This window comes from Streptomyces sp. NPDC005141, assembly GCF_053599975.1.
This window is the reverse complement of the sequence record NZ_JBSFYW010000026.1, coordinates 24,941-46,113: the sequence shown is the minus strand read 5'-3', so window position 1 is coordinate 46,113 and position 21,173 is coordinate 24,941. Positions and strand designations below refer to the sequence as shown.

General features: G+C 69.1%; 17 protein-coding genes, 1 tRNA gene and 1 pseudogene. 12 read left to right on the top strand and 7 right to left on the bottom strand.

The window, feature by feature from the left end; genetic code table 11:
- Positions 1 to 28 precede the first annotated feature (28 nt).
- Positions 29 to 1,579: an MFS transporter gene (locus tag ACWD68_RS21395; RefSeq protein ID WP_451808004.1), complete on the bottom strand. Its 1,551-nt coding sequence runs from the start codon at positions 1,577 to 1,579 to the stop codon at positions 29 to 31.
- Between the two features lie 317 nt (positions 1,580 to 1,896).
- A complete protein-coding gene (locus tag ACWD68_RS21390; protein WP_451808003.1) occupies positions 1,897 to 2,541 on the bottom strand; it encodes a TetR/AcrR family transcriptional regulator in 645 nt (214 codons plus the stop codon).
- A gap of 461 nt (positions 2,542 to 3,002) precedes the next feature.
- Here ACWD68_RS21390 and ACWD68_RS21385 point away from each other — a divergent pair, with 461 nt between their 5' ends.
- From ACWD68_RS21385 to ACWD68_RS21370, 4 genes are all read left to right on the top strand, one after another.
- Positions 3,003 to 4,277, top strand: coding sequence for a M6 family metalloprotease domain-containing protein (locus ACWD68_RS21385; RefSeq protein ID WP_451808002.1), 1,275 nt, complete (start codon positions 3,003 to 3,005; stop codon positions 4,275 to 4,277).
- A 579-nt stretch (positions 4,278 to 4,856) separates the two neighbouring features.
- Positions 4,857 to 6,902, top strand: a complete 2,046-nt coding sequence (locus tag ACWD68_RS21380) for an IclR family transcriptional regulator domain-containing protein (RefSeq protein WP_451808001.1) — start codon at positions 4,857 to 4,859, stop codon at positions 6,900 to 6,902.
- A gap of 215 nt (positions 6,903 to 7,117) precedes the next feature.
- Complete coding sequence (locus ACWD68_RS21375) at positions 7,118 to 7,768, top strand: ScbR family autoregulator-binding transcription factor (protein WP_451808000.1); 651 nt, start codon at positions 7,118 to 7,120, stop codon at positions 7,766 to 7,768.
- A 160-nt stretch (positions 7,769 to 7,928) separates the two neighbouring features.
- Positions 7,929 to 8,001, top strand: a tRNA-Arg gene (locus ACWD68_RS21370).
- A 140-nt stretch (positions 8,002 to 8,141) separates the two neighbouring features.
- Here the strand turns inward: ACWD68_RS21370 and ACWD68_RS21365 are convergent.
- Positions 8,142 to 8,339 (bottom strand): annotated as a pseudogene (locus ACWD68_RS21365) (transposase); the annotation flags it as partial.
- 290 nt (positions 8,340 to 8,629) lie between these two features.
- Complete coding sequence (locus tag ACWD68_RS21360) at positions 8,630 to 10,519, bottom strand: galactose oxidase-like domain-containing protein (RefSeq protein WP_451807999.1); 1,890 nt, start codon at positions 10,517 to 10,519, stop codon at positions 8,630 to 8,632.
- A 353-nt stretch (positions 10,520 to 10,872) separates the two neighbouring features.
- Between ACWD68_RS21360 and ACWD68_RS21355 the strand changes: the two genes are divergently transcribed.
- Positions 10,873 to 13,143, top strand: a complete 2,271-nt coding sequence (locus ACWD68_RS21355; RefSeq protein ID WP_451807998.1) for a Dyp-type peroxidase — start codon at positions 10,873 to 10,875, stop codon at positions 13,141 to 13,143.
- A gap of 557 nt (positions 13,144 to 13,700) precedes the next feature.
- Here the strand turns inward: ACWD68_RS21355 and ACWD68_RS21350 are convergent.
- Complete coding sequence (locus ACWD68_RS21350) at positions 13,701 to 13,877, bottom strand: hypothetical protein (RefSeq protein WP_451807997.1); 177 nt, start codon at positions 13,875 to 13,877, stop codon at positions 13,701 to 13,703.
- Positions 13,878 to 13,885: 8 nt separating this feature from the next.
- Positions 13,886 to 14,119 carry a hypothetical protein gene (locus ACWD68_RS21345; protein WP_451807996.1) on the bottom strand — a complete coding sequence of 78 codons (234 nt, stop codon included), beginning with the start codon at positions 14,117 to 14,119 and terminating at the stop codon, positions 13,886 to 13,888.
- Positions 14,120 to 14,355: 236 nt separating this feature from the next.
- Between ACWD68_RS21345 and ACWD68_RS21340 the strand changes: the two genes are divergently transcribed.
- From ACWD68_RS21340 to ACWD68_RS21320, 5 genes are all read left to right on the top strand, one after another.
- Entirely contained in the window at positions 14,356 to 14,973 is a 618-nt protein-coding gene (locus ACWD68_RS21340) for a hypothetical protein (protein WP_451807995.1), read from the top strand.
- 942 nt (positions 14,974 to 15,915) lie between these two features.
- Entirely contained in the window at positions 15,916 to 16,731 is an 816-nt protein-coding gene (locus tag ACWD68_RS21335) for a hypothetical protein (protein WP_451807994.1), read from the top strand.
- Positions 16,732 to 16,983: 252 nt separating this feature from the next.
- Entirely contained in the window at positions 16,984 to 17,208 is a 225-nt protein-coding gene (locus ACWD68_RS21330; RefSeq protein ID WP_451807993.1) for a cold-shock protein, read from the top strand.
- Positions 17,209 to 17,573: 365 nt separating this feature from the next.
- Positions 17,574 to 17,744: a hypothetical protein gene (locus ACWD68_RS21325; RefSeq protein WP_451807992.1), complete on the top strand. Its 171-nt coding sequence runs from the start codon at positions 17,574 to 17,576 to the stop codon at positions 17,742 to 17,744.
- A gap of 189 nt (positions 17,745 to 17,933) precedes the next feature.
- Positions 17,934 to 18,143: a hypothetical protein gene (locus ACWD68_RS21320; protein WP_451807991.1), complete on the top strand. Its 210-nt coding sequence runs from the start codon at positions 17,934 to 17,936 to the stop codon at positions 18,141 to 18,143.
- Positions 18,144 to 18,309: 166 nt separating this feature from the next.
- On the opposite strand, the gene ACWD68_RS21315 is transcribed toward ACWD68_RS21320, so the two are convergent.
- Positions 18,310 to 19,533, bottom strand: a complete 1,224-nt coding sequence (locus tag ACWD68_RS21315) for an MFS transporter (RefSeq protein WP_451807990.1) — start codon at positions 19,531 to 19,533, stop codon at positions 18,310 to 18,312.
- An 81-nt stretch (positions 19,534 to 19,614) separates the two neighbouring features.
- Here ACWD68_RS21315 and ACWD68_RS21310 point away from each other — a divergent pair, with 81 nt between their 5' ends.
- Together ACWD68_RS21310 and ACWD68_RS21305 are read left to right on the top strand one after the other, a co-directional pair.
- Positions 19,615 to 20,622 (top strand): ArsR/SmtB family transcription factor, encoded by a 1,008-nt coding sequence (locus ACWD68_RS21310; protein ID WP_451807989.1) that lies wholly within the window; start codon positions 19,615 to 19,617, stop codon positions 20,620 to 20,622.
- Between the two features lie 9 nt (positions 20,623 to 20,631).
- Positions 20,632 to 21,129, top strand: coding sequence for a glutathione peroxidase (locus tag ACWD68_RS21305; protein WP_451807988.1), 498 nt, complete (start codon positions 20,632 to 20,634; stop codon positions 21,127 to 21,129).
- Positions 21,130 to 21,173: the final 44 nt, after the last annotated feature.

Below are 21,173 nucleotides of genomic sequence, written 5' to 3'. Positions count from 1 at the left end.
CGAAGTACCCGGGGTACCCGAAGGGCCGTCAGTGGGCGATGACCGGCACCTTCAGCTCGTCCTCCGCGCCTTCGCCCGTGGTCGAACCGGAGACCGCGGTGGCGTCCGGACGGCCGGTGTTGATGAGGGTGAAGGCGATTCCCGCGGCGACCACGAGGATGCCGACGGCGAACCAGATCGCGTTGCTGTAGCCGTGCACCATGCCCTCCGCCTGGACCAGCTGACGCTGCGACGCGGAGGTGGCGCCGCCGATGTGGTCCTTGATGTAGACGGTGGTCGCGGAGGCGGCGATCGTGTTCAGCAGGGCCGTACCGATCGCGCCGCCGACCTGCTGCGAGGTGTTGACCATCGCGGAGGCGACACCGGCGTCACGCGGCTCGATCCCGTGCGTGGCCAGCGACATGGCAGGCATGAACGCCGTACCCATACCGAGGCCCAGCAGCAGCATCGCCGGCATCACCACGGAGACGTACGACGAACCGATCTCCAGCTGCGCCAGGAGCAGCATGCCGAGCGCGGCGACCAGGAAGCCGGGACCCATCAGCAGCCGCGGGGCGACCCGGGTCATCAGACGGGCACCGATCTGCGTGGAGCCCGTGATCATGCCCGCGATCATCGGCAGGAAGGCGAAGCCGGTCGAGATCGGCGAGTAGCCCTTCACGATCTGCAGGTAGTAGGTGAGGAAGAGGAAGGTGCCGAACATCGCGATGATCGCGAGACCGAGCGAGAGGTAGACGCCGCCGCGGTTGCGCTCGGTGATGACGCGCAGGGGCAGCAGCGGGGCCTTGACCTTGGACTCGGTGAGGACGAACCCGGCCAGCAGCAGCGCGGAGGCCACGAACAGGCCGACCGTCATGGAGTCGCCCCAGCCGTCGGACTCGGCGCGGGTGAAGCCGTAGACGAGGGAGACCAGACCGAGGGTGGACAGGACGACACCCGGGATGTCGAGCGGCGAGCGGTTGCGGCCGCCCTTCGGCTCACGGATGACGAAGTACGCACCCGCGGCCGCGACGATCGCGAACGGGATGTTGACGAAGAAGGTCCAGCGCCAGTTCATGTACTCGGTGAGGACACCGCCGAGGATGAAGCCGACGGCGCCACCGCCACCGGCGATCGCACCGTAGATGCCGAAGGCCTTGGCGCGCTCCTTGGCGTCGGTGAACATCACGGCGAGCAGCGAGAGCGCGGCGGGCGCCAGCAGCGCGCCGAACACACCCTGCAGGGCACGGGCGCCGAACATCATCGCGCCGCTCTGGGCCGCGCCACCGAGCGCGGAGGCCGCGGCGAAGCCGACCAGGCCCACGACGAACGCCCGCTTGCGGCCCCACAGGTCGGCGATCCGGCCGCCGAAGAGGAGCAGACCGCCGAAGGCGAGGGCATAGGCCGTGACGACCCACTGCCGGTTGCCGTCCGTAATACCCAGGTCCTGCTGGGCGGAGGGCAGTGCGATGTTCACGATCGTCGCGTCGAGCACCACCATCAGCTGGGCCAGCGCGATGAAGATGAGCGCCTTCCAGCGGTTGCTGTGCGCGTCGGACGCTGGGTCCGGGACTGCCTTGGTGATTCCTGTTTCAGACATGGGGGTACCCACTCCGGGACTTCGTAGCGAAAAAGTCAGTGAAAAGGGACGGCCCGTCGACAGTGACGGCCGGGTAGCGGCTCGGTACGACTCGCCCGAGTGACGAGTGCGCCGTGCGCGTTGGCGCGTTGTGCCGTGCGCGTTGGCGCGTTATGAGGACGAGTGATGAATAGGGGTCATGAGGACGAGCGCTGAATACGGGTACGAGTCACGAGTTTCGACCGGCGCCGGGTGCCGGACTCATCGGCTCCCGGTCGACCGGCCGCTTCTCGGCCGGTCCATCGGTCCGCCCATGGTCACGGCGTCCGACGTATCGGTCACGCTCGTCGCAGTTCCTCCACGGTGGCGGCCACCCCGGGCAGTTCGGAGCGGGCCGGGGCCCGCATACCGTCCAGGAACAGCTGCAGATGACGGTGCACGAAACGGTCGATGCCCTGGCACGCGGTGCCGGGCAGCGGCCTGGTGAGCTGACTGACGGCGATCATCAGATCGCCCACCTCGATGTCGGGGCGCAGCTGTCCGGCATCGCGGGCGCGGGCCATCAGCTGCTGGATCAGGTCGGTGATGCGGTCGCGTGCGGCGACCAGGTCGGGATGGTTCTGGTCGAACTTCTCGGAGAGCATCGGGCACAGGGCGCCGATCCGCTCGTCGGCGGCGAAGTGCACGAAGCCGCTCAGCGAGTCGAAGGCGTCGCCCCCCACTTCCAGCGCCCTCTCGATCCACTCCGAGGTGCGGTCCATGACCGAGCAGACGACCTCGCGGGCGAGGGCGTCGCGGTCGGGGAAGTTGCGGTACAGCGTGGCGTTGCCGACACCTGCCCGGCGGGCGATCTCGTCGAACGGCACCTCGGCGCCGAACTCGACGAACATCTCGCGGGCGGCGGCGACGATCCGCTCCCGATTGCGCAGGGCGTCGGCACGCGGCCGGGTCACTCGGCGCTGCACGGGGGTTGCGGTCTCCACGGCGTACTCCTCGAAGCGTCTCTGAACTTGAGCGCGATCCGGGGATTCACTCCCCGTTTCGCTCGGACGTATGACTAAACGGGGAAACGATCCCCGGTTATTTCCCCGATTGGAAGAGAAATATGTGACCTGCGTCACACCTCTATTGAACCCCGCCGGGATCCCTCGCGGACCCCGGCGTCCCCTTGGATCCCCGCCGGATCCCGCGGCCCCTCGAGTCTCCGCCGGAGCCCTTCCGGCCTCCCTTCCGGCCTCCCGCCGGCCTCCCGCCCGGCCTCCCTTCCGGCCTCCCGAAGCCACCGGATCCCCGCCGCGCCCTCCCCGGCGGAAGCCGTTTCAGGTCCTCCCGGAGATAAACCCGATCGGGCCCATCCAGCGCGCGCCCGGCGCGTCGGCGACTCAGGGTGATCGAAAGGGTGCAGTCGGAGACCGGAGGCTGCCGTGGAGCGAGGGGCCCCCGCATGCAGCCGTCCAGCCGCCGGATACGCCCGCGCCGTGTGGCGGCGCTCGCCACGGTGACCGTGCTGACGATGGCGGTCAGCACCGCCGCCGGCACCGGGCACCTGACGGCGGGCTCGGCCACGGCGGGCTCCAAGGCGCTGGCCCGCACCACGGCGCTCGGCCCCTGCATGATCAACGGCCCGTCGGGCATCCAGATGGGCGAAGGCATTCCGACCACGCGCGGTTACGCCCGCTCCACCGGTACCCTCCGGGCCCTGACCCTGATGGTCGACTTCTCCGACGCGCCCGGCAAGGGCAGCGCTCGCGACCGGTACGGCGAGTTCTTCCCGAAGACACAGGAATGGTTCCGCATCGCCTCCTACGGCCGCCTCGACTACCGGCCCGACGCCCCCGTCCGGCACTGGCTGCGGATGCCCAAGCCCTTCAAGGAGTACGGCATAGAACGCGGCGCGCCCTTCGACCCGGGGTACCGCGAACTGGTCCAGGACATCGTGGCCGCGGCCGATCCTGAGGTCGACTTCCGCTCGTACGACATCATGAACGTGCTGGTCACACCCAATGCCGGGCCCTCCGCGCTGGACACCGTGCTGTCGGTGACCTTCGCCGGCAACACCGAGGCGCCGGTCGCCGACGGTGTCCCGGTCGCCAACGCGTCCTTCGTCTACAGCCGCCAGGACGACGGCTCGGGCTCCTACGCCGACACGGGCTACCGCGTACTGCCGCACGAGAACGGCCACACCTTCGGCCTGCCCGACCTCTACACCCAGGACGGCGGCGGCGCGGTCGGGCACTGGGACATCATGAGCGAGGACTGGGGGGCCGACAACGACCTCCTGGGCTGGCACAAGTGGAAACTCGGCTGGCTCGACGCCTCCCAGGTCAGCTGCGCGGCGGTGCCCGGCACCACCGAGTACACGCTGACCCCGCTGGCCCGGCCCGGTGGCGCCAAGCTGGTCGTCGTACCCACCAGCACCCGGAGCGGATTCGTCCTCGAACTGCGCACCCGTGCGGGCAACGACTCCGCGGTCTGCCATCCCGGAATCCTCGTCTACAAGGTCGACGCGGACGTGGACACCGGGAACGGGCCCGTCACGGTGTACGACTCCCACCGCGACAGCGGCGGCTGCACCCGTTCCCCCAACGTCCACGCCGAACTCTCCGACGCGCCCTTCTCCCCCGGCGAGACCTTCAAGGACCCGAAGGCGGGGCTCACCGTCCAGGTCGCGGCGGCGGACGTCGCGGGGAAGTATCGGGTGTACGTGACGCGCCGGTGACCCCGGGGCGAGCTGTCGGGCGTGTTGTCAGGCCTGTTGTCGGGCGTGTTGGCGAGCTGTCAGGTGCGCCCGACGGGCGTGACGGGCGGCCGGATGGACAGGCGGCCGGGCGGGTGGATGGACAGGCGGGTCGATGGGCAGGCGGGATGGAAAGGCGGACGGCAGGGGTGCGGACGGCGGACCGGCACCCGTGCCGAGGAGCGCCCGAACTGCTTCGACGGCCGGGCAAGCATTACCGTGGCTCATCTGAGATCCAGCTACACAGTGACTCACCTGAGATCCGCCACACGGTGACTCATCCGAGATCCGCCACACGGTGACTCTTCCGAGAGCCGCAACGGAGAGCCCATGTCATCGAACGCCACGTCATCGAATGCAGGGCCGACCACGGGGTCGGGCAGCACAGGGCCGGACGCGAGGCCTGGTTCGGGCGCGAGGCCTGGCACGGGGTCGGGGCCCGGGTCGAGGTCGGGGCCTGGCACCGGGGCAGGGCCTGGTTGGGGCACGGGGCCGGGTGTGGGCACAGGGCCTGGCGCCGGGGGATCGACCACCAGGGTCGGGTCGGGGGGCGGGTCCGGGGTGTCCGTCTCCCGGAGTTCGACCGGGGCCTCGACCGGGATCTCGGCCGGGGCGGAGGTGCCCGACGAGGCGGTCACGCCGCTCATCCGCGGGATCGCCGTACTGCGCCGGCTGACCGAGGCGGACGGAGCGTCCAGTCTGAGCGGACTCGAACGGGCCACCGGGCTCGCGCGGTCCACCGTCGACCGGATCACGGCGACCCTCGCGCGCATGGGATACGTACGCCTCGACGGCCGGGACGCCCTACTCGCCCCACCTCTGATGGAACTCGGCAACGCCTATCTCGCCGCTCTCCGGCTTCCCCGCATCCTGGACGCGCACGCGGACGCGCTCGCCGACGAACTCGACGAGTCGGTGTCCCTCGCCGTCGGCGACCGGGACGGCATCCGCTTCATCCATCAGGCGACCCGGCGCCGCGCCATGTCCCTGAGCTTCCGCATCGGCGACCTGCTCCCCGCCGAACGCACCGCGCCGGGACCGCTGTTCGCCTCCGACTGGAGCGAGGAGGAGTGGACACGCTGGCGGGGGCGCCGCGCGACCGACCCGGAGGACCGCGGCTTTCCCTCCGTACCGGCACGGAGCAGACCGTACGACGGGAGGGCCGAAGCCACCGAGTTCCCGGCCGCCCAACTCCCCACCGTCGGAGATGACTTCGAGCAGCGGGCCGCCGAAGCACGCAGGACGGGCTGGGCGTTGGACGACCAGCTGATCGAGCCCGGACTGGTCGCCGTCTCGATGCCCGTACGGGAGGCGGGGCGGATCGCCTGTGTGGTGAACGTGGTGAGCCATACGAGCCGGCACAGCGCCACCGACCTGCGGGACGCGCTGCTGCCACGGCTGCGGACGGCAGTGGCCGAGATGGAACGGGCGTTGGCGCTGGAGGCGGAGCTGACGCCGGAGCGGAGGGCGTCCGATCGGAGGGCCTCGGAGCGGACGGCGCCGGAGCAGGCGGCGCCAGAGCAGGCAGCGCCGGACCAGAGCGCGCTCACCGCGGAGAGACACGAGCGGGCCGGCGCCGGGAACACCACCACACCCTCCGGGCTCGCCGACTGGACCCACGCTTCCAAGCAGGAACTGGGGCGGGAGTTCATCGAGTCGCTGGCCCGCGGACTGACCGTGATCACCGCGTTCGGTGAGGACCGCGCCGAACTCACCCTCACCGCCGTCGCCCAGGCGACCGGACTCGCCCGCGCGACCGCCCGCCGCGCCCTGATCACGCTGGAACACCTCGGATACGTCAGCACGCACGACCGCTTCTTCCGGCTCACCCCGCGCGTGCTGAGCCTCGGCTTCCCGCCGCTCTCGCGGACCTCGCTCCCCGAGATCGCGACCCCGCACATGACCGAACTCTCCCAGCGGCTGCACGACTCGGTGTCGCTCGCGGTGCTGACCGGCGACGAGATCCAGTACACCGGGCGCGTCTCGACCCGGCGCATCATGAGCGTGAACGTCACCGTCGGTACCCGGCTGCCCGCGTACGCCACCTCGCTGGGCCGCGTCATCCTGGCCGATCTCCCGGAGATCCGCACGAAGGAGAGGCTCGAGGACGCACTGCCCGAACTGCCCGAACTCCCCGAACTCCCCGAACTCCCCGGAAAACCCGGAGAACCCGGAGAACCCGGAGAACCCGGAGAACCCGGAGGAACCGGAGGAACCGGAGGAACCGGAGGAACCGGAGAACCTTCCGCAGACCTTTCCGTCGGCCCGCGAGGTGACCTTTCCGCCGCGCTGCCCGAGCAGTTGAGCCAGTTGACCCCGCGGACCATCACGGACCCGGAGCGCTTCAGAGCCGAACTGGACGGGGTCCGGAAGGCCGGATACGCCATGGTCGAGGAGGAGTTGGAGCAGGGTCTGCGGTCGATCGCCGTCCCGGTGCGCGACCGCGGGGGGCGAGTCGTGGCCGCGGTGAACGTCGCCATGCACAGCAGTCGCCGTACGGCCGAGGAGTGCGTCCGCGACGTGCTGCCCGAACTCCACGCTACGGCGACCCGTATCGAGGCGGACCTGCACATCGCGGGCCGCTTCCGGCGGGTGCAGCTGAGCTGAGGCGGATGACCGGAGGCGCCGTCCCGCTCGACTCCGCCCGCGCAACTCCCCCTCTCCCCCGCCAACTCCCTTCCTCTTCAGAGGGATTACCGCGATGGCGTGAAGATGATCTGCACGCCCCTGCCCCGTTGACAGACCCGAAAGCAGGTTCCTAGCGTCGCTGGCGGCAGGACAAACAGCGGCCGAACGACAAGGAGCGTCCGGGTGATCGCGTCGTGGTGAAGCAGGAGAGGTCCGAGCGAACCAGGCGCAACCTGATCCGAGCGGCCTCCACCGTGTTCGACCAGGCCGGATACGAAGGCGCCACGCTCTCCGTGATCAGCGAACGCGCGCAGGTCACCAAGGGCGCGCTGTTCTTCCACTTCGCGGCCAAGTCCGATCTCGCCCGGGCCGTCCAGACGGAGGCCTGCGTCACGTCGGGCGCCGCGCTCGTGGAGCTGACGCGGCGCGAGACCCCGGCCTTCGAGATCGCCACCGCCATGGCCCACACTCTCGTGGGCCTCCTCGAAACCGACCTGGTCGTCCGCGCGGGCGCACGCCTGACCCAGGAGATCAGAACCCCCGACGACCCCGCGCTCCACTGTCACCTCAACTGGCTCGGCGCGCTGCACGGGACCCTGCGCCGGGCGAGCCGCGACGGCTCGCTGCTGCCCGAGGTCGACGTGCGTGCGGCCGCCGCCCTGATGCTGTCCATGATCACCGGCACGGCGGCCCTACCTCGCGTCCCCACCAGCACCCCACCGCCCCTCCAGGCCCCACGCGCCCCGCACTCCCACGCCCACTCCCAGCGCGAAACGGGAGACCAGTGGCTGACCCGCATGCTCCACCTGACCCGACCGGCCCTCTCAAGACTTCCAGCCAGATGACCAAGGCCCGACGCTCACCCTTCGGCCATCGCCCTCGGCCAACCGGTCGTCGGGCAGTCGGGCAGTCGGTCCGGCCCCGCCCCACCTGCACAGACGGGAACTCTCCCAGCCTCCATCCCGCATCCGCTACGCTAGCTACCGGATCGCACACGATCCGCACGCCTTCGTAGCTCAGGGGATAGAGCACCGCTCTCCTAAAGCGGGTGTCGCAGGTTCGAATCCTGCCGGGGGCACACGATGAAGGGCCAGTTCAGAGGCTTGATCCTCTCGAACTGGCCCTTTCGTATGATCACGGCCGTGCCACACCCGTGCCATGAGCTCGGCCAAGCGATGGAAGTGCACGTCTGCCGTGACGCCTGCCTCGGACCATGTCTTACGTGGTCAGCTTGAGGAGTCGCTTGCAGCAGCAGATGCCTGCGGCGAGTCCGAGAAAGGCCAGGTAGTTGCGGGAGTGGCGCTCATAGCGGGGGCTGAGTCTGCGGTAGCCCGACAGCCAGGACATGGTCCGTTCGATCACCCACCGTCGGCGGCCCGGTCGTTCGCTGGACTCGATGCCTTTGCGTGCGATGCGGACGCCACCCTGCGGCCGCACCTTCGACGGCGGGATGAGCGGCTCCGCGATCTCCCACAGCCCGTCCGGAACAATCCGACTTCACGTACCCCGCCCCATGACTGACCCAACGACCGAACTCCACGTAGGACGCGGTCCACGTCGAGGTCGACAGGGCCTCCGAAGGCCCTACGGGTGCGAGTCGAGGCACCACAGGGCGAGACCGTAGCCCAGCTCGGAAGGCATCTGCGCTGGGCTACGGCGGAGCCGCCCGCGGGACTCGCCGCAGGCACGTCAGAGTCAGGCGGGCACTACCTCGCTGCCAGGGTCTGGCCGCCCGAGGCCGGCTTGACCTGGACCCAGCCGGCGGTGCTGGGCACGCCCTCCTCGTTCAGGAGGAAGAGCATGTAGTAACCGGGAGGGGCGGCATTGGCCGACGGCGGTGCCTGGAGTTCGAGGAAGCTGCCGCTGCGGCTCTTGATCCGCAGGTCGACGTGGCGCTGGCTGGTGTTGACCGAGTGGGTCGCGGTGGTCGGTGCCAGCAGGACGGCGCGGGTGACCTCGGAGGCGGTGTTGCTGCTCACCGTGATCTTCTCGTTGTATCCGACGGACGGGTTGAACACGGTGCCGAGGTGGGGACGGCTGCCCTGCTGGAGGTAGGCCGGCTCGTAGATCTCGATGCTGCCGTTCATGTCGTCGGTGATGTCGGGGTCGTTGGCGAGCTGCTGGAGCTCGTCACCGGTGACCATCACCCGGCCGTCCGGGAGAACCACGGCGTTCGAGTGGTATCCGCGCGGCAGCCGCTGGGCCGGGCCGAGCTTCCAGTTGCCGTTCTCGTCACGCAGTTCGATCTGGCGGTACTTCAGGTCCGCGTTGGGGTTGTACGGGCCGTTGCCGTAGTCGCGGATGTCGAAGGCGCCGTTGACGGTCATCAGGGTCGCGTCGGGCATGAGCAGGGTGTCGTCCTGGGTGCGGCCGAAGGCTCTCGCCTTCTCCTTGCTCCACTGGCCGCCGACCAGCTGATACGTGTTCGGGTCGTCCCGGTCTCCGCCGAGCACCAGCACCGAGTCCGGGCCCTTGAAGCCGGCCGGGAGCGGCACGGCCGAACCGTAGTTGCGCGGCATGTTGTCCGGTCGGGGTGCCAGATCCGTCCGGGTCTCGGCGGCAGGGTCGAACTTCCACTGCTGCTCGGGGTTGCGGCCCAGGCCGTAGATCTTGCCGTCCCGCAGCGAGAAGAGGTGCGGGTAGTCCCGCTTGAACGGGGCGTCGGCCTTGAACCCTTCCACCGTCCAGCCCTCCGGCTTGTCCGTCTTGGCCGTGGGCACGGGCTTGTTCAGGGCGGGGAAGCGCTCGACGATCGCGGTGGGGGTGCCCCAGCCGAGCTCCGACTGGCCGGACATGATCAGCTGCCGCCCGTCCGCGCCGGTCACCACCGACGGGTACCACCGGCCGACCACCATGTCCTGGTTCTGGTACCACTTCTCCTCCCACGGGTCGAAGACGAGGGAAAGCTTGGCGCCGGAACCCCCGTTGCCGCCGAGGTTGCCGCCGAAGACGCCGAGCATCCCGTTGGGCAGGAAGGAATGACCGGCACAGAAGAACGGCGCGGGGCGGGGCTGGTTGAGCCCGTCCGGCATGTCGATCACGGGCGGCGTGACTTTGGTGAACGAGCCCGGGCCGGTGCCCTTGGCCGGATCCCACAGGTACGCGCGGCCCGCGTTCTCCTTGCCGATGGTGTCGGTCGGGGCCGGCTCCTTCTGGGGGTTGCTCTCGATGCGCTCGAAGGAGAACAGCAGCACCTTGCCGGTGGGCAGCATGGCGATGTGCGCGGCGAAGTCCGGGGACTGGAAGTACTCCCGGAACCTACCGGCGTCCAGCGCGTCGAAGTCCGCGTTGACCTTGGTCTGGGAGGCCGCAAGTGCCTTGAGCCGCTCGGTGCGGGTGGACTGCGGGTATTCGCCGACGGCCTTGAGGGCCCTCCTTGTCATGGCGTGTTCCTCGGCGTGCTCCTTGCCGATGACCGCCGCCTCGTCCGGGTCGGCCTGCGCCCGGTCGGCCGAGTGGGCGTCACCGCCGTGCTCGTGGGCGGCGGCCGGGCCGGACGACAGCATGGTGAGGGTCAGCGCGGGGACGGCACACGCGGAGATCGCCGCGTACAGCATCCGTCTGGGCGACGGGCCGGTCAGGTTCCTGGGGGACATGGGACTCCTTGCGAGAGAGGGCAGGGCGCGCAGCGGTGGCGTCGCGGCCACTCCGTGTCACCGGTCCAATGGCGAGAACATGACGAGAACACATGACGTAGGCGCACGACGCAGGCATATGACTACTTACAGTGTTCGCGTGCCGGGCGGCCGCTGTCGCGCGATGCCGGGCAGGCGGGTGATCCTTTGACCGCCAAGCGGGCCAGAACCCTTGCGGGGCAGGGGTTCTGCACTACGGCACAGGATCGCGATGCGGTCGGCCCGGAGGTGTCTCATCCTCACGTCGATCACGTAGCGTAGTTTTGTGATCACTGTAATGATCTCATGGCATATGCGACTGTCACGGAGGAAACATGATGGAAGGCATCAAGCTGTGTCAGAGTGACGACATCCAGGGCGATGTGATCGCGGGCTTCAAGAAGGACCGCATGACGCTGCTCTTCCTCAAGTTCGAGGACCCCGCGCGGGCACGCACCTGGGTGAAGCGACTCGCCTCCCAGATCTCCACCACCAGACAGGTGGCCACCTTCAACGCGGCGTTCCGCAAGGCCAGACAGGCCACCGGCGGCGACGACCCGCAGACGTTGAAGGCCACCTGGACGAACGCCAGCTTCACCTACGAGGGCCTGAAGGTCCTCAACGGCGGCAAGGATCCACTGCCCTCGGTACCGAAGGGCGGCACTCTGGAGGCGTTCAAGGAGGGGTCCCACAAGCGCTCACTGGGCGACACCGGCGACAGCTCACCCGAGAACTGGCTGTTCGGGGATGGTAAGGGACAGATCGTGCACGCCGTGATCACCGTCGCCTCCGACACCGTCGAGGGGCTGCAGGACGCGTTGACCGCCCAGCGCGAGGCAGCCGCGCAGGCCAAGATCGTGATCGTCTTCCAGCAGAACGGCGCTACGCTGCCGGGAACTCGCCGTGGAAAGGAACACTTCGGCTTCAAGGACGGGGTCAGCGAGCCGGGGATCATCGGCTTCGACGAGCCCGACCCGAAGCGGCCTGAGTACGTCAAGGACCACCCGGGCACCCGGCTGATCCCGCCCGGTGAGTTCGTCATCGGGCACGACCGGGTCGGCGGGATTCCGTACGACGAGATGCCCGAGTGGGCCAAGAACGGCAGCTTCCAGGTGGTGCGCCGACTTGGTCAGGACGTCCCGGGCTGGTGGGCCCAGGTCACCGCGCAACTGAAGGTCCTGAGGAAGGCCAAGGTGGTGCCGGACGAGGCGACCACCGAATGGCTGGCCGCCCGCTTGGTGGGCCGCTGGCGCTCGGGCGCGCCCGTCGCCAAGTGCCCGCACGCCGACATGCCGGACAACGCCCTCGCGAGCCAGGACAACGACTTCGGCTACCGCAACGACCCTGAGGGGTTCACCACCCCGCTCTTCTCCCACCTGCGCAAGACCAACCCCCGGGACGGCCTGCAGGAGAAGCCCGGCACGGACCCGTTCCCCGAGAACCCGGTCATGGACCGACGCCGGATCATCCGCCGCGGCGCCCCCTACGGCGCGCCCTTCGACCCGGCCTCGGACGGCCCCGGCGGCCCCGACCACCCGCGCGGACTGCTCTTCGTCTGCTATCAGTCCGACCTCGTCGAGCAGTTCGAGTTCATCCAGAAGATGTGGATCGACAACGTCGACTTCCCGCCGAACCGCCCTGCGAAGCCCGGCCCCGACCCGGGGGTCGGCCCCACGGGCAAGGTCGCCTTCGAGAGTCCCAACGCGACGACCGAGCTGGGCTTCCATCAGTTCGTCACCACCGAGGGCTCTGTCTACGCCTTCGCCCCCTCGCTCACCACACTGCGCCTGCTGGGCGACGGCCGCCTCACCGACAAGTTCCCGGACACGGTCCGGCCGACCGACGCCTTCCTGCCGATCCCCGATCGCCAACGGGACCAGGGCAAGAGCTGGTACTGGGCTTACGGGACCGGCGGCGACGGGCCGGTCTGTCGCACCATCTCCATCGCCGACGGCGACGAGCACAAGGACGTCGTCGAGCGCCCCGACCGGCCCCTGTCCACATGGTCGTGCTACGACGGCGTGTCGAAGGTGGACGCGATCCTGCCGGTGCCGGACGAGCAGCGCGTGGGCGGCCGGAGCCGGTACTGGCTGTTCCACACCGTGGAAGGCCGCCAGGTATACCGGCTGATCTCGGTCGCGGACGGAGCGGAGTCCGGGCTCGCCCCCGAGACGGCAGCCGCCGTCGACCGGTCCGACCGACCGATCTCGGCCTGGGCCTCGTTCAACGGAATCGCGCAGGTGGACGCCTTCCTGCCGGTGCCCGACATGCAGCGCCAGAACGGGAAGAGCCACTACTGGCTCTTCCACTCCTCCCTGGGGGAGCAGGTCTACCGGCTGATCTCGATCGCCGACGGCTCCGCACACAACGACGTCATCGAACGCGGCGACCGTTCGCTCAGCCTGTGGCAGTCACTGGCCGGTATCTCCAGAGTGGACGAGTTCCTCGCCGTACCGGACATGCAACGCATCAACGGGCTGAGCCTGTTCTGGGTATTCCACCAGCAGAAATTCCGGATCATCTCCATCGCCGACGGCCGCGGGCACAGCGACCAGGTCGCGGTCGAGGACCGCCCGATCACCCTGTGGGAGTCCCTGACCGCCTGAGGCACGCCGCGCCGTCGCACCCACTGAACGAGAAACCCCAGCTCAGACGGTGTCTGAGCTGGGATTCAGTGGAGCCGCCCTCGGGTAGCGTGCCCGTAAGAGCGGACGACCACGGTCGGAAGCGGTGTTTCCAAGTACGCGCAACGCCGCGGACACGACGAGCTCCATGCACGTCAGCAGCCACATAGCCATGCAAGCGCCGTTGCCTCTCAAACTGATGGCCTGACAGCTCAGTACGGCCGCGGAATCTCGTGCTCGCCCAACGCAGCCTCGTACCGCGCCAGCAGGGCATCCAGGTTCGCCGGAAAGTGCCGCCCAGCATCGCCGCCGGGAGGCGACAGGTCTGTACAGCAGCGAAGTACAGCAGCCCCAGCAACCGTCTCCGTCCGGTGGTGTCCTGGTGTCCTTTCAGAGCCTGGTAGCGGCCGGAATGACCGTCGCTGACCAGTCTCGCCGGAGCTACGGATCAGAAGGCGTCTGACATCAACGGCTGAGATCAACGAAGTGAGGCCTCTCCGCCGCGCTTTGCTGCGGAGAGGCCCCATCGGTCCTCGCGGTCAGTGGCGCTGCTTGCTGTTCTTCACCGGCCGGCGGAGCGCATCCCTGACCCGCCACCACAGCTTGCGGGCACTCGGGGTTTCGGTTGAGTAGCTGTTGCCGACCCAGGTGTTGTCCGCGCTGCGGCCCAAGGGGGTGCCCTCGGGCGAGTAACGCGGCGGAGGGGCTTCGGCCATGCGCTCTCCTACGGATTCGGAGATCTGGTCCCGCATCCCTTGCGCAGTTCGTTGTCGGAGCGGGTCTTCGGGCCCCAGCCGATACCGCTGGCGTAGCCCTGCATTACAGGGTAGTAGGTGTAAGTGCCGCCGCCGCCGTTGCAGTCCGTCGACCACCCGTAGTCGATGAAGCTGTTCGCCGTGAGACCCGTCCCGTGCCAGTTGTTGTAGCCGCGCGGCCCACTCCACGAGCTGCGCCACATCTGGGTCTGGAGCTTCTGCGAGCCGAAGGAGCCGCTGCAGGCTTGCGAGGTCTTGCAGGTCAGCGGCCGATCGAGCCTCTCATGACCGCAGCTTCCCGAACTGAGGGCTCGCTCACTGCCGTAACGGGGCCAGGACCTGTCCTGTCGATCACCTGACAGTTCGTTGAGATCTGGCTTTGACTGACCTCAAAGCAAAATGGATCTTGGTCCGATGTTGATCGTGGCAGAGTGCTCGCATGTCCAGCCCCATCGCGTACCCGGTCTTCCGAACCACCGACCCGGTACTGGCCCTGCGCGTGGCGCGTCAGCTTGTGGCAGTGGGTGACCAGCAGTACGCGGAGGTGTCAGTGGACGTCGGGCTGTGCACCGTCCCGGAAGTGTTGCGGATGGGCGAGGCGCTGCCGGACGCCTGGTTCCGGAAAGAGGATGTCGAGGACTGGGTGCGGGATCCTTCCGATCCGACGGGCTTGCACGTCGGTGTCCACGCGCCCGAGCTCTCCAGTGATCCGGACTTCCTTGCCTCCCACCTGCCGCTTTGGGCATCGATGGAATACCGGGCCGTTGGCAGCATCGAGGAAGAGTTCGCCGCCTTGGTTGGACCGAACATCGGCGAGATCTGGTGGTCGAGTTTGATCTGGCCCGAGGTACCGGACCGTGGCATCCCCCGCGAAGCCAACAACGCCCGGGTTTCGCTGCTGTTCAACTGCCGAACCCAAAGCCTCGACGAACGCTCCGACGACCACACTGTGCTCGTCCACGTGCACCGCGGGAATCTCGATGGGTCCGAGGAACGACATGCCTCCTGGCTGGCAGAGCAGATCGGCCAGTCTGTCATCGGCCCACCACAGGAGTAACCCCCGACGAGTCCGGCCGCTCCGGGTCGACCACGTGACTGTCCCGTCTCCTCGTCGTTCGGGGATGACATGGGGCGGGGGCGATCTGACGGATGCGGAGTGGGAACGGCCGCGGCCGTTCCTGCCGGTCAGCGATCCGGCAAGCTCTCCAGCGCATGCAGCCGTACAGACGTGCAGACGTGCACAGTCTCAGTGATCCACGCCGACTCACGCATCACGTGGACGATCCGCCCAGTCCTCTTCGTGCCATTCGTCCGTCAGGGCATAGAACTCCCAATCTGTGCATCGACTTTGAGCCCTGTGTATCAACCCCGCCCTCGCTGTCCCACAGGTCCCGGAACTCAGGCGCGTTGTCCAGGATGTTGCCAGGGTCCCATTGCGAGTACTCGACGGGCAGCGGCCCCAGAATGCCGAGATCTCCGAGGCCACCCGCGCCGTAGACGGACATGAACGCCTTGTAGTCGCTGGGCAGACAGACCCCGAGAGCCTCCTCGGCTGCATGCCAGTCCACTTGCTCATCCGCCCCATGCTCAGAGGGCACGAGACCCAGTAGCGGCCCCAACAAACTCTCGGCAGACACGGACGCTTCTTCGATCACCTCGGGCTGGGCTGGCCCGGAGTCTCCCCAGAAAGCTGACAGGGTTCACACAACGACCGTGGGGAGAGGCGACTCATGAGCCACTAAGCTGCCGCGACGTCGCCGTGCGACACGGCAATTGACCGAAGACGAACGGGGGAAGGGACATGGCAAGCGGGGGATGGGGGCCGGGCCCAGGATCGGGACAACCCGGCGGCAACGGACCGGGCGGCCAGGGCTGGGGTCCTCCCGGGCCTCCGGCCAACAACCCTTACGGGCCACCGCCTGCGGGCGATCCCTACGGTCCGCCCGCGCCGCACCCGTATCCACCTCAGAACCCGTATCCCTACGGCCGGCCGGCCCCGGTGCCCGCTCGCCCGCAGCGACGCCGCAGCCGCCTGTGGTACTTCTCCGTCCCGTTCCTCGCCGGCCTCGTCCTCCGCTCGGCGCACCGCGTCGCCACCCGCCTCTTCGTGCAGGAGGGCGACGGCCGGATCGAGGACCGCACCGTCGACCGCGTCCAGGTGGCACGCACGGTGCTCGGCGTCGTCGCCGCCCTCACGTTGATCCTGGTCTACGGCGTGGATGCCGACCGCTGGGAGAACGCGGCGACCGAAGGCGTCGCCAACCTGATCATCACCCCGGTTCTGCTGCTCTGCACCGGCCCGCTGGTCATCCTCGGCTTCATCCTCTACGCACCCTCACACCTTCGCCCGTATCTGCGCTCCCGGCTCCATGCACCGCTCAAGGCTGTCGGCTGGTACCTGCTGACGGTGCTCGTCATCGCCGGTGTCCTGTACACAACGGCCCAGGTCGCCGTCGGGGATCGGAAGGACTGGTTGGTCTATGTGATGCTCCTTTTGTCGCTGGCCGTGATGGTGTGGGGTTTCCCCTTCTTCTTCCTGGCGTCGCTGTACTCCGCCCGCAGCGCCTTCAACACCGCCCACGTCCACCCGATGCTGCCGCCCGTACTCACCGGAATGCTGGTGTGGGTGCTCGTGGTCTTCAACCTGATCGACAGCGGCATGCCGGAGGGCCCGCCGGTCTTCCAGTTCTGCTCCCTGCTGGGCGGGCCGCTGTCGGTGACCGCCGTCTCGCTGTGGGAACTGCGGCGAATGCGGACCCGGTTCGGGATCACCGTCCGCGGCGGAGCGGGGCCGGCCCCCTCCGGCATCCGATGAAGGCGGTGCGTTCAGGGCCTCACGTCCGTGCTTGGCCAGAGGCAGTCCGCGGTTGCCCGAGGACGGGCGTGCCAGGTACGTGCCAGATCCTGCGGAGAACCACGGGGAACAGCGGGGACTGACCGCAGGTGCGACCAGGGCTCCAACGTCACTCCGGCGCAGGTCAGTGCAGCACCTTCGCCGGAGGACCCGAGCTTCCCGAGCTGAGATACCAAGCGCACCGGCGCAGACGAAGCCCGTAGGGTGCCGCCCATGGTGATTGCGACTGTCCGCGAGTGGAACGACGAGGAAGGGTGGGGCGTGCTCGACTCCCCCGAGACTCCCGGCGGCTGCTTCGGCCACTTCTCCGAGATTCAGCTGACCGGCTTCCGCACGCTGTCGCCCGGACAGCGGGTGGACCTCACATGGGAAGCCCCTGGCTTCAAGCAAGACGGGTACGACTACCGCGCCGTGAGCATCGTGCCTCGGCCCGCCTGACATCAACGTCTGACATCAAAGGCGGCACACGACCACGGTCCCCAGCGGTCCGCTGCGCCACCGCACCCTTTACCGCAGTATGCAGTAACGCTCCATAGATCGAACCCCTAAGCGAGCGTCGCAGGTTCGAATCCTGCCGGGGGCACAGACAGAAGGGCCGGCTCGGGAGGTTTTTCCTCCCGAGCCGGCCCTTTGCCGATTCCGGCTCCGTGGCACTCACGTGCCACAGGGCCCTGAGCCTGCGTCATGGCACTCCCCCGCCGTGCCCAGCATGTGGAGGTGGACGACATACAGGTTCTCTCCGTCCTGACGGGTCACCGCCGTCTCCGGCCGTCTCTTTGTACAGTGCATAGCGAGGGGGCGCTGTGAGCGACGAAGGCTGGGACGACGACGCCGAGTATCAACGGGCCATAGGCCGGGCGTGGTTCATGGTGGCGGTCGCCTCGTGCTGCTCGTTGGTGGTTGTCGCGTTCGTTGCGCTCGCCGTCCTCGGTGCGGGCGTGTTCGTGGCTCTCGTGAACGTGCTCAGCAAGTAGGCCCGCTGCGCACAGCGGTGCGAGGCGAGGGGCAGCGCCCAGAGGGCGCGGTTGTACCCGGGAGGCGGCACAGGGCGCAGAGGCGGTAGGCCACGCAGGCGCGGCAGGTCGGCGATCGGCGAGTCTCAACGCGCACGTACGAACCCTCGAACCCTCGAACAAGGCTCGGAGGAAAAGGAGTTGGGGAACTTGGACGAAGAGCGGCGGCGTCCAGATGGGGCGGATCTCGTGGTCGCCGGGTGTGGATGGCTGCTCATCGTGGGCGTCGTCGCCTCGCCGGGCCTCCTGCTGAACGACGGGCCGTTGACGGCGTACATGGCCGTCGTGGGCGGCGTGGCGGGGCTTCTGTGGGTGCGCAAGAGGCTGGCCGGAGAGCGCGACCGGCACATCCGACCATGAGCGGCAGAGCCGGGGAGTCGTTCCGGAGAGGCCCCGCCGGGCCTCGGCAGACCCCGCCGCCGGGCCTCGGCAGACCCCGGCGGGCCTCGGCAGACCCGCCTCAGGAGGCTCGTGGAAGGAAATCCGGGTCCCGTTCCGTGCCGGCTCGGTTCTGGTGGACCTGGGCTCAGTGCTCGTGGACACGGGGTCCGTTCGGTGCGGGCACCTCCGGGCGTCCGCGATCGGGCGACGCCCCGCGGCGGAGCAGCGAGGGAGCCAGTGTCAGCGTCACGCCGATCGAGGCGGCGGCCATGACGGTCATCGCCGTTCCGGGCGAGGTGAGTTGGGCGATCCCGCCTGCCAGCGCCGCGCTCACGCCCTGCATCGTGAGCATGCCCGCCGTGTGGAGCCCGAGGGCATGGCCGCTGAGTTCGTCGGGGATCAGGGCCACCAGCCGTTCCTGCTGGATCAGGCTCGACCCGAAGCCGATCGAGGCGACGGCGACGAGGACGGCGGCAACCGCCACGCCCGGACGCAGGACGAAGAAGAGGTACGGCGTCGCGAGGAGCAGCAGGAAGGGGATGCCCAGGCGGGCGCGTACCCGGGGCGGCAGGAAGCGGCCGGTCGTCACGTCCCCGACGAACATGCCGAATGCCGCGAAGGCGAACAGCGCGCCGGCCCGGCTCGGCGCATACGACACGTACAGCGATTCGCAGCCGACGACCAGGCCGTTGGGCACCCAGAGCAGGAGATAGAGGGTGCGGCGTTCCGGCGAGGAGAAGAGGCGGGCGTTCGTGCGCCAGGTCCGGGCGATGGACGGCCGGCCGGTGGCGCGGGGTGCGCGGGGTGTCAGGCCCAGCCGGGCGGTCAGGGCCGCCGCCAGGTACAGGCCGGCGGCGAGGAGGAGTGTGACCCGCGGGGACAGCAGGGCCACCAGGACGCCGCCCGTCGCGAACCCCACGACCTGAGCCACTCCGCTCATCATGTTGAACACCGAACGCCCCAGCAGATAGCCCTCCTTGGCGAGGATCTCGTTGAGCAGGCCCCACTGGACTCCGCCGCCGCAGGACTGGATCAGACCGAGGAGCAGAAGCAGGGCGAAGATCGTCCACACCGGGAGACCGGGGATCGCCATGGCCGCCGTGCCGAGCCCGAAGAGGGCCGCGATACCCGCCACCGTCGCCCGCGGCGGCAGTCGGTCGGCGGCCGAGAGCAGGGTGGTCGCGCCGACCACCTGCGCGAGTGAGGGGCCGAACATGCTGAGCGCGGTGAGCAGCGGCGACTGCGTCGCCCGGTAGACCAGGGTGGCGAGGGCCAGACCGCTCACCGTCGAGGCGGCGGTCCTGAAGCAGGAGGACAGGAAGAGCGGGGTGAACTCCCGCGTGCGGAAGAGCTCGGAGTAGCTGCGCATGCGCGGAGTCTCCGGGGCCCGGCGGGCGGTCGATATTGTTTCGCGTGATGGCGAAACGTCTGGCTGGGAAGAGGTGCGGGGATGGGCTGGTGGCAGGTGAACGCCGACACGCTCGCGGGGAGCCGTTTCGTGCTGTCGCCGCTGGCGGAGACGTTCGCCTGCCTGAAGATGCTGCACGCGGGGGCCGCCACGCACCCCGGTGAGCGCGCCTGGCTGGGTGTCCATCTGCCCGCGTACCGGAAGCGGCTGGCCGCCGACCCCGTCACCGCGCTGCTCGTCCGCTGCGGGCTCGGGCGGGCGTGGATCGCCGACTTCCTGACCCCTACCCCGTACGGCGACGAGACCTTCGAGTCGGAGGTCGCCCGGGTGCGGGAGGCCTCGCCCCGGGAGGCCCGCGCCCATCTCGCCCGCTCGGTGGGCGGTCCGCTGCCCGCCGGTCTCGCGGACCGCGACGATCTGCCCGGGCGGGCCGCCGCGCTGCTCACCGCCCTCTGGGAGGAGTCCGTACGTCCCGACTGGGAACGGCGGCGGCGGGTCCTGGAGGCCGATGTGGTGGCGCGGACCGCGCAGTTGAGCCAGGGCGGCTGGGCGGCGGCGCTGGACGGACTGCGGCCGGGAACGCGCTGGCTCGGTGGCAACCGGCTGCAGGTGAACCTCCACGAGTACCCGCCGCGCGAGATCTCCGGCGCCCAGCTGGTCTTCGTGCCCGTCACGCCGAAGGCCGGCTGGGTGTCCTGGGAGGAGTGCCGCCGCTACGCCGTGGTCTACCCGTGCACGGGGGCGCTCGCCGACGTACGGGCCGAGGCGGTGCCGGAGAGTCTCGGGGCGCTACTCGGGACCGCCCGCGCCGGGGTTCTCGTCCTCCTCGACTCCCCCCTGTCCACCAGTCAGCTGGTGGCCGTGACCGGGCAGGGGCTGGGGTCGGTCGGGCGGCATCTGCAGGTGCTGCTGGACGCGCGGCTGGTGGAGCGGCGGCGGGCGGGACGGTCGGTGCTGTACTCGCGGACGGCCGCCGGTGAGGTGCTTGTCACAGCCCAGCGCGACGGGCGGACCGGTGGGACCGGTGGACCCGTCACCTACCGGAGTTAGCATCCGCTTATGACTACTGACAACTCTGTGCTCGACGTGGAGATCGGGGCCCTCCAGGGGGGCTCCGCCGATCTGTCCCAGTTCGCGGGCAAGGCCGTCCTCATCGTGAACGTGGCCTCCAAGTGCGGCCTGACCCCGCAGTACGCCGGTCTTGAGCAGCTGCACGCGCGCTACGCCGACCAGGGCTTCACCGTCCTCGGGGTGCCCTGCAACCAGTTCCTCGGGCAGGAGCCCGGCAGCTCCGAGGAGATCGCCGAGTTCTGCTCCGCGACGTACGGCGTGACCTTCCCCATGACCGAGAAGGTCGAGGTGAACGGCGACGCGCGGCACGGACTGTACGAGCGTCTGGTGGGCACCGCCGATGCCGAGGGGCACACCGGCGACATCCGCTGGAACTTCGAGAAGTTCCTGATCGGGCGGGACGGCACGGTCGTCGGCCGCTTCTCTCCGCAGACCGAGCCGGAGTCGGCGGAGCTCGTCTCCGCCGTCGAGAAGGCGATCGGCTGAGCCCTGCCGTTGACCTTGCCCCTGGGGCAAGGGGGAGCGTCCTT

Excerpts from the sequence above, each read along its gene's own strand:
- ACWD68_RS21395 (WP_451808004.1), bottom strand. The coding sequence starts at position 1,579 with ATGTCTGAAACAGGAATCACCAAGGCAGTCCCGGACCCAGCGTCCGAC.
- ACWD68_RS21385 (WP_451808002.1), top strand. The coding sequence starts at position 3,003 with ATGCAGCCGTCCAGCCGCCGGATACGCCCGCGCCGTGTGGCGGCGCTC.
- ACWD68_RS21360 (WP_451807999.1), bottom strand. The coding sequence starts at position 10,519 with ATGTCCCCCAGGAACCTGACCGGCCCGTCGCCCAGACGGATGCTGTAC.
- ACWD68_RS21355 (WP_451807998.1), top strand. The coding sequence starts at position 10,873 with ATGATGGAAGGCATCAAGCTGTGTCAGAGTGACGACATCCAGGGCGAT.
- ACWD68_RS21350 (WP_451807997.1), bottom strand. The coding sequence starts at position 13,877 with ATGGCCGAAGCCCCTCCGCCGCGTTACTCGCCCGAGGGCACCCCCTTG.
- ACWD68_RS21345 (WP_451807996.1), bottom strand. The coding sequence starts at position 14,119 with ATGTGGCGCAGCTCGTGGAGTGGGCCGCGCGGCTACAACAACTGGCAC.
- ACWD68_RS21340 (WP_451807995.1), top strand. The coding sequence starts at position 14,356 with ATGTCCAGCCCCATCGCGTACCCGGTCTTCCGAACCACCGACCCGGTA.
- ACWD68_RS21330 (WP_451807993.1), top strand. The coding sequence starts at position 16,984 with ATGGTGATTGCGACTGTCCGCGAGTGGAACGACGAGGAAGGGTGGGGC.
- ACWD68_RS21315 (WP_451807990.1), bottom strand. The coding sequence starts at position 19,533 with ATGCGCAGCTACTCCGAGCTCTTCCGCACGCGGGAGTTCACCCCGCTC.
- ACWD68_RS21310 (WP_451807989.1), top strand. The coding sequence starts at position 19,615 with ATGGGCTGGTGGCAGGTGAACGCCGACACGCTCGCGGGGAGCCGTTTC.
- ACWD68_RS21305 (WP_451807988.1), top strand. The coding sequence starts at position 20,632 with ATGACTACTGACAACTCTGTGCTCGACGTGGAGATCGGGGCCCTCCAG.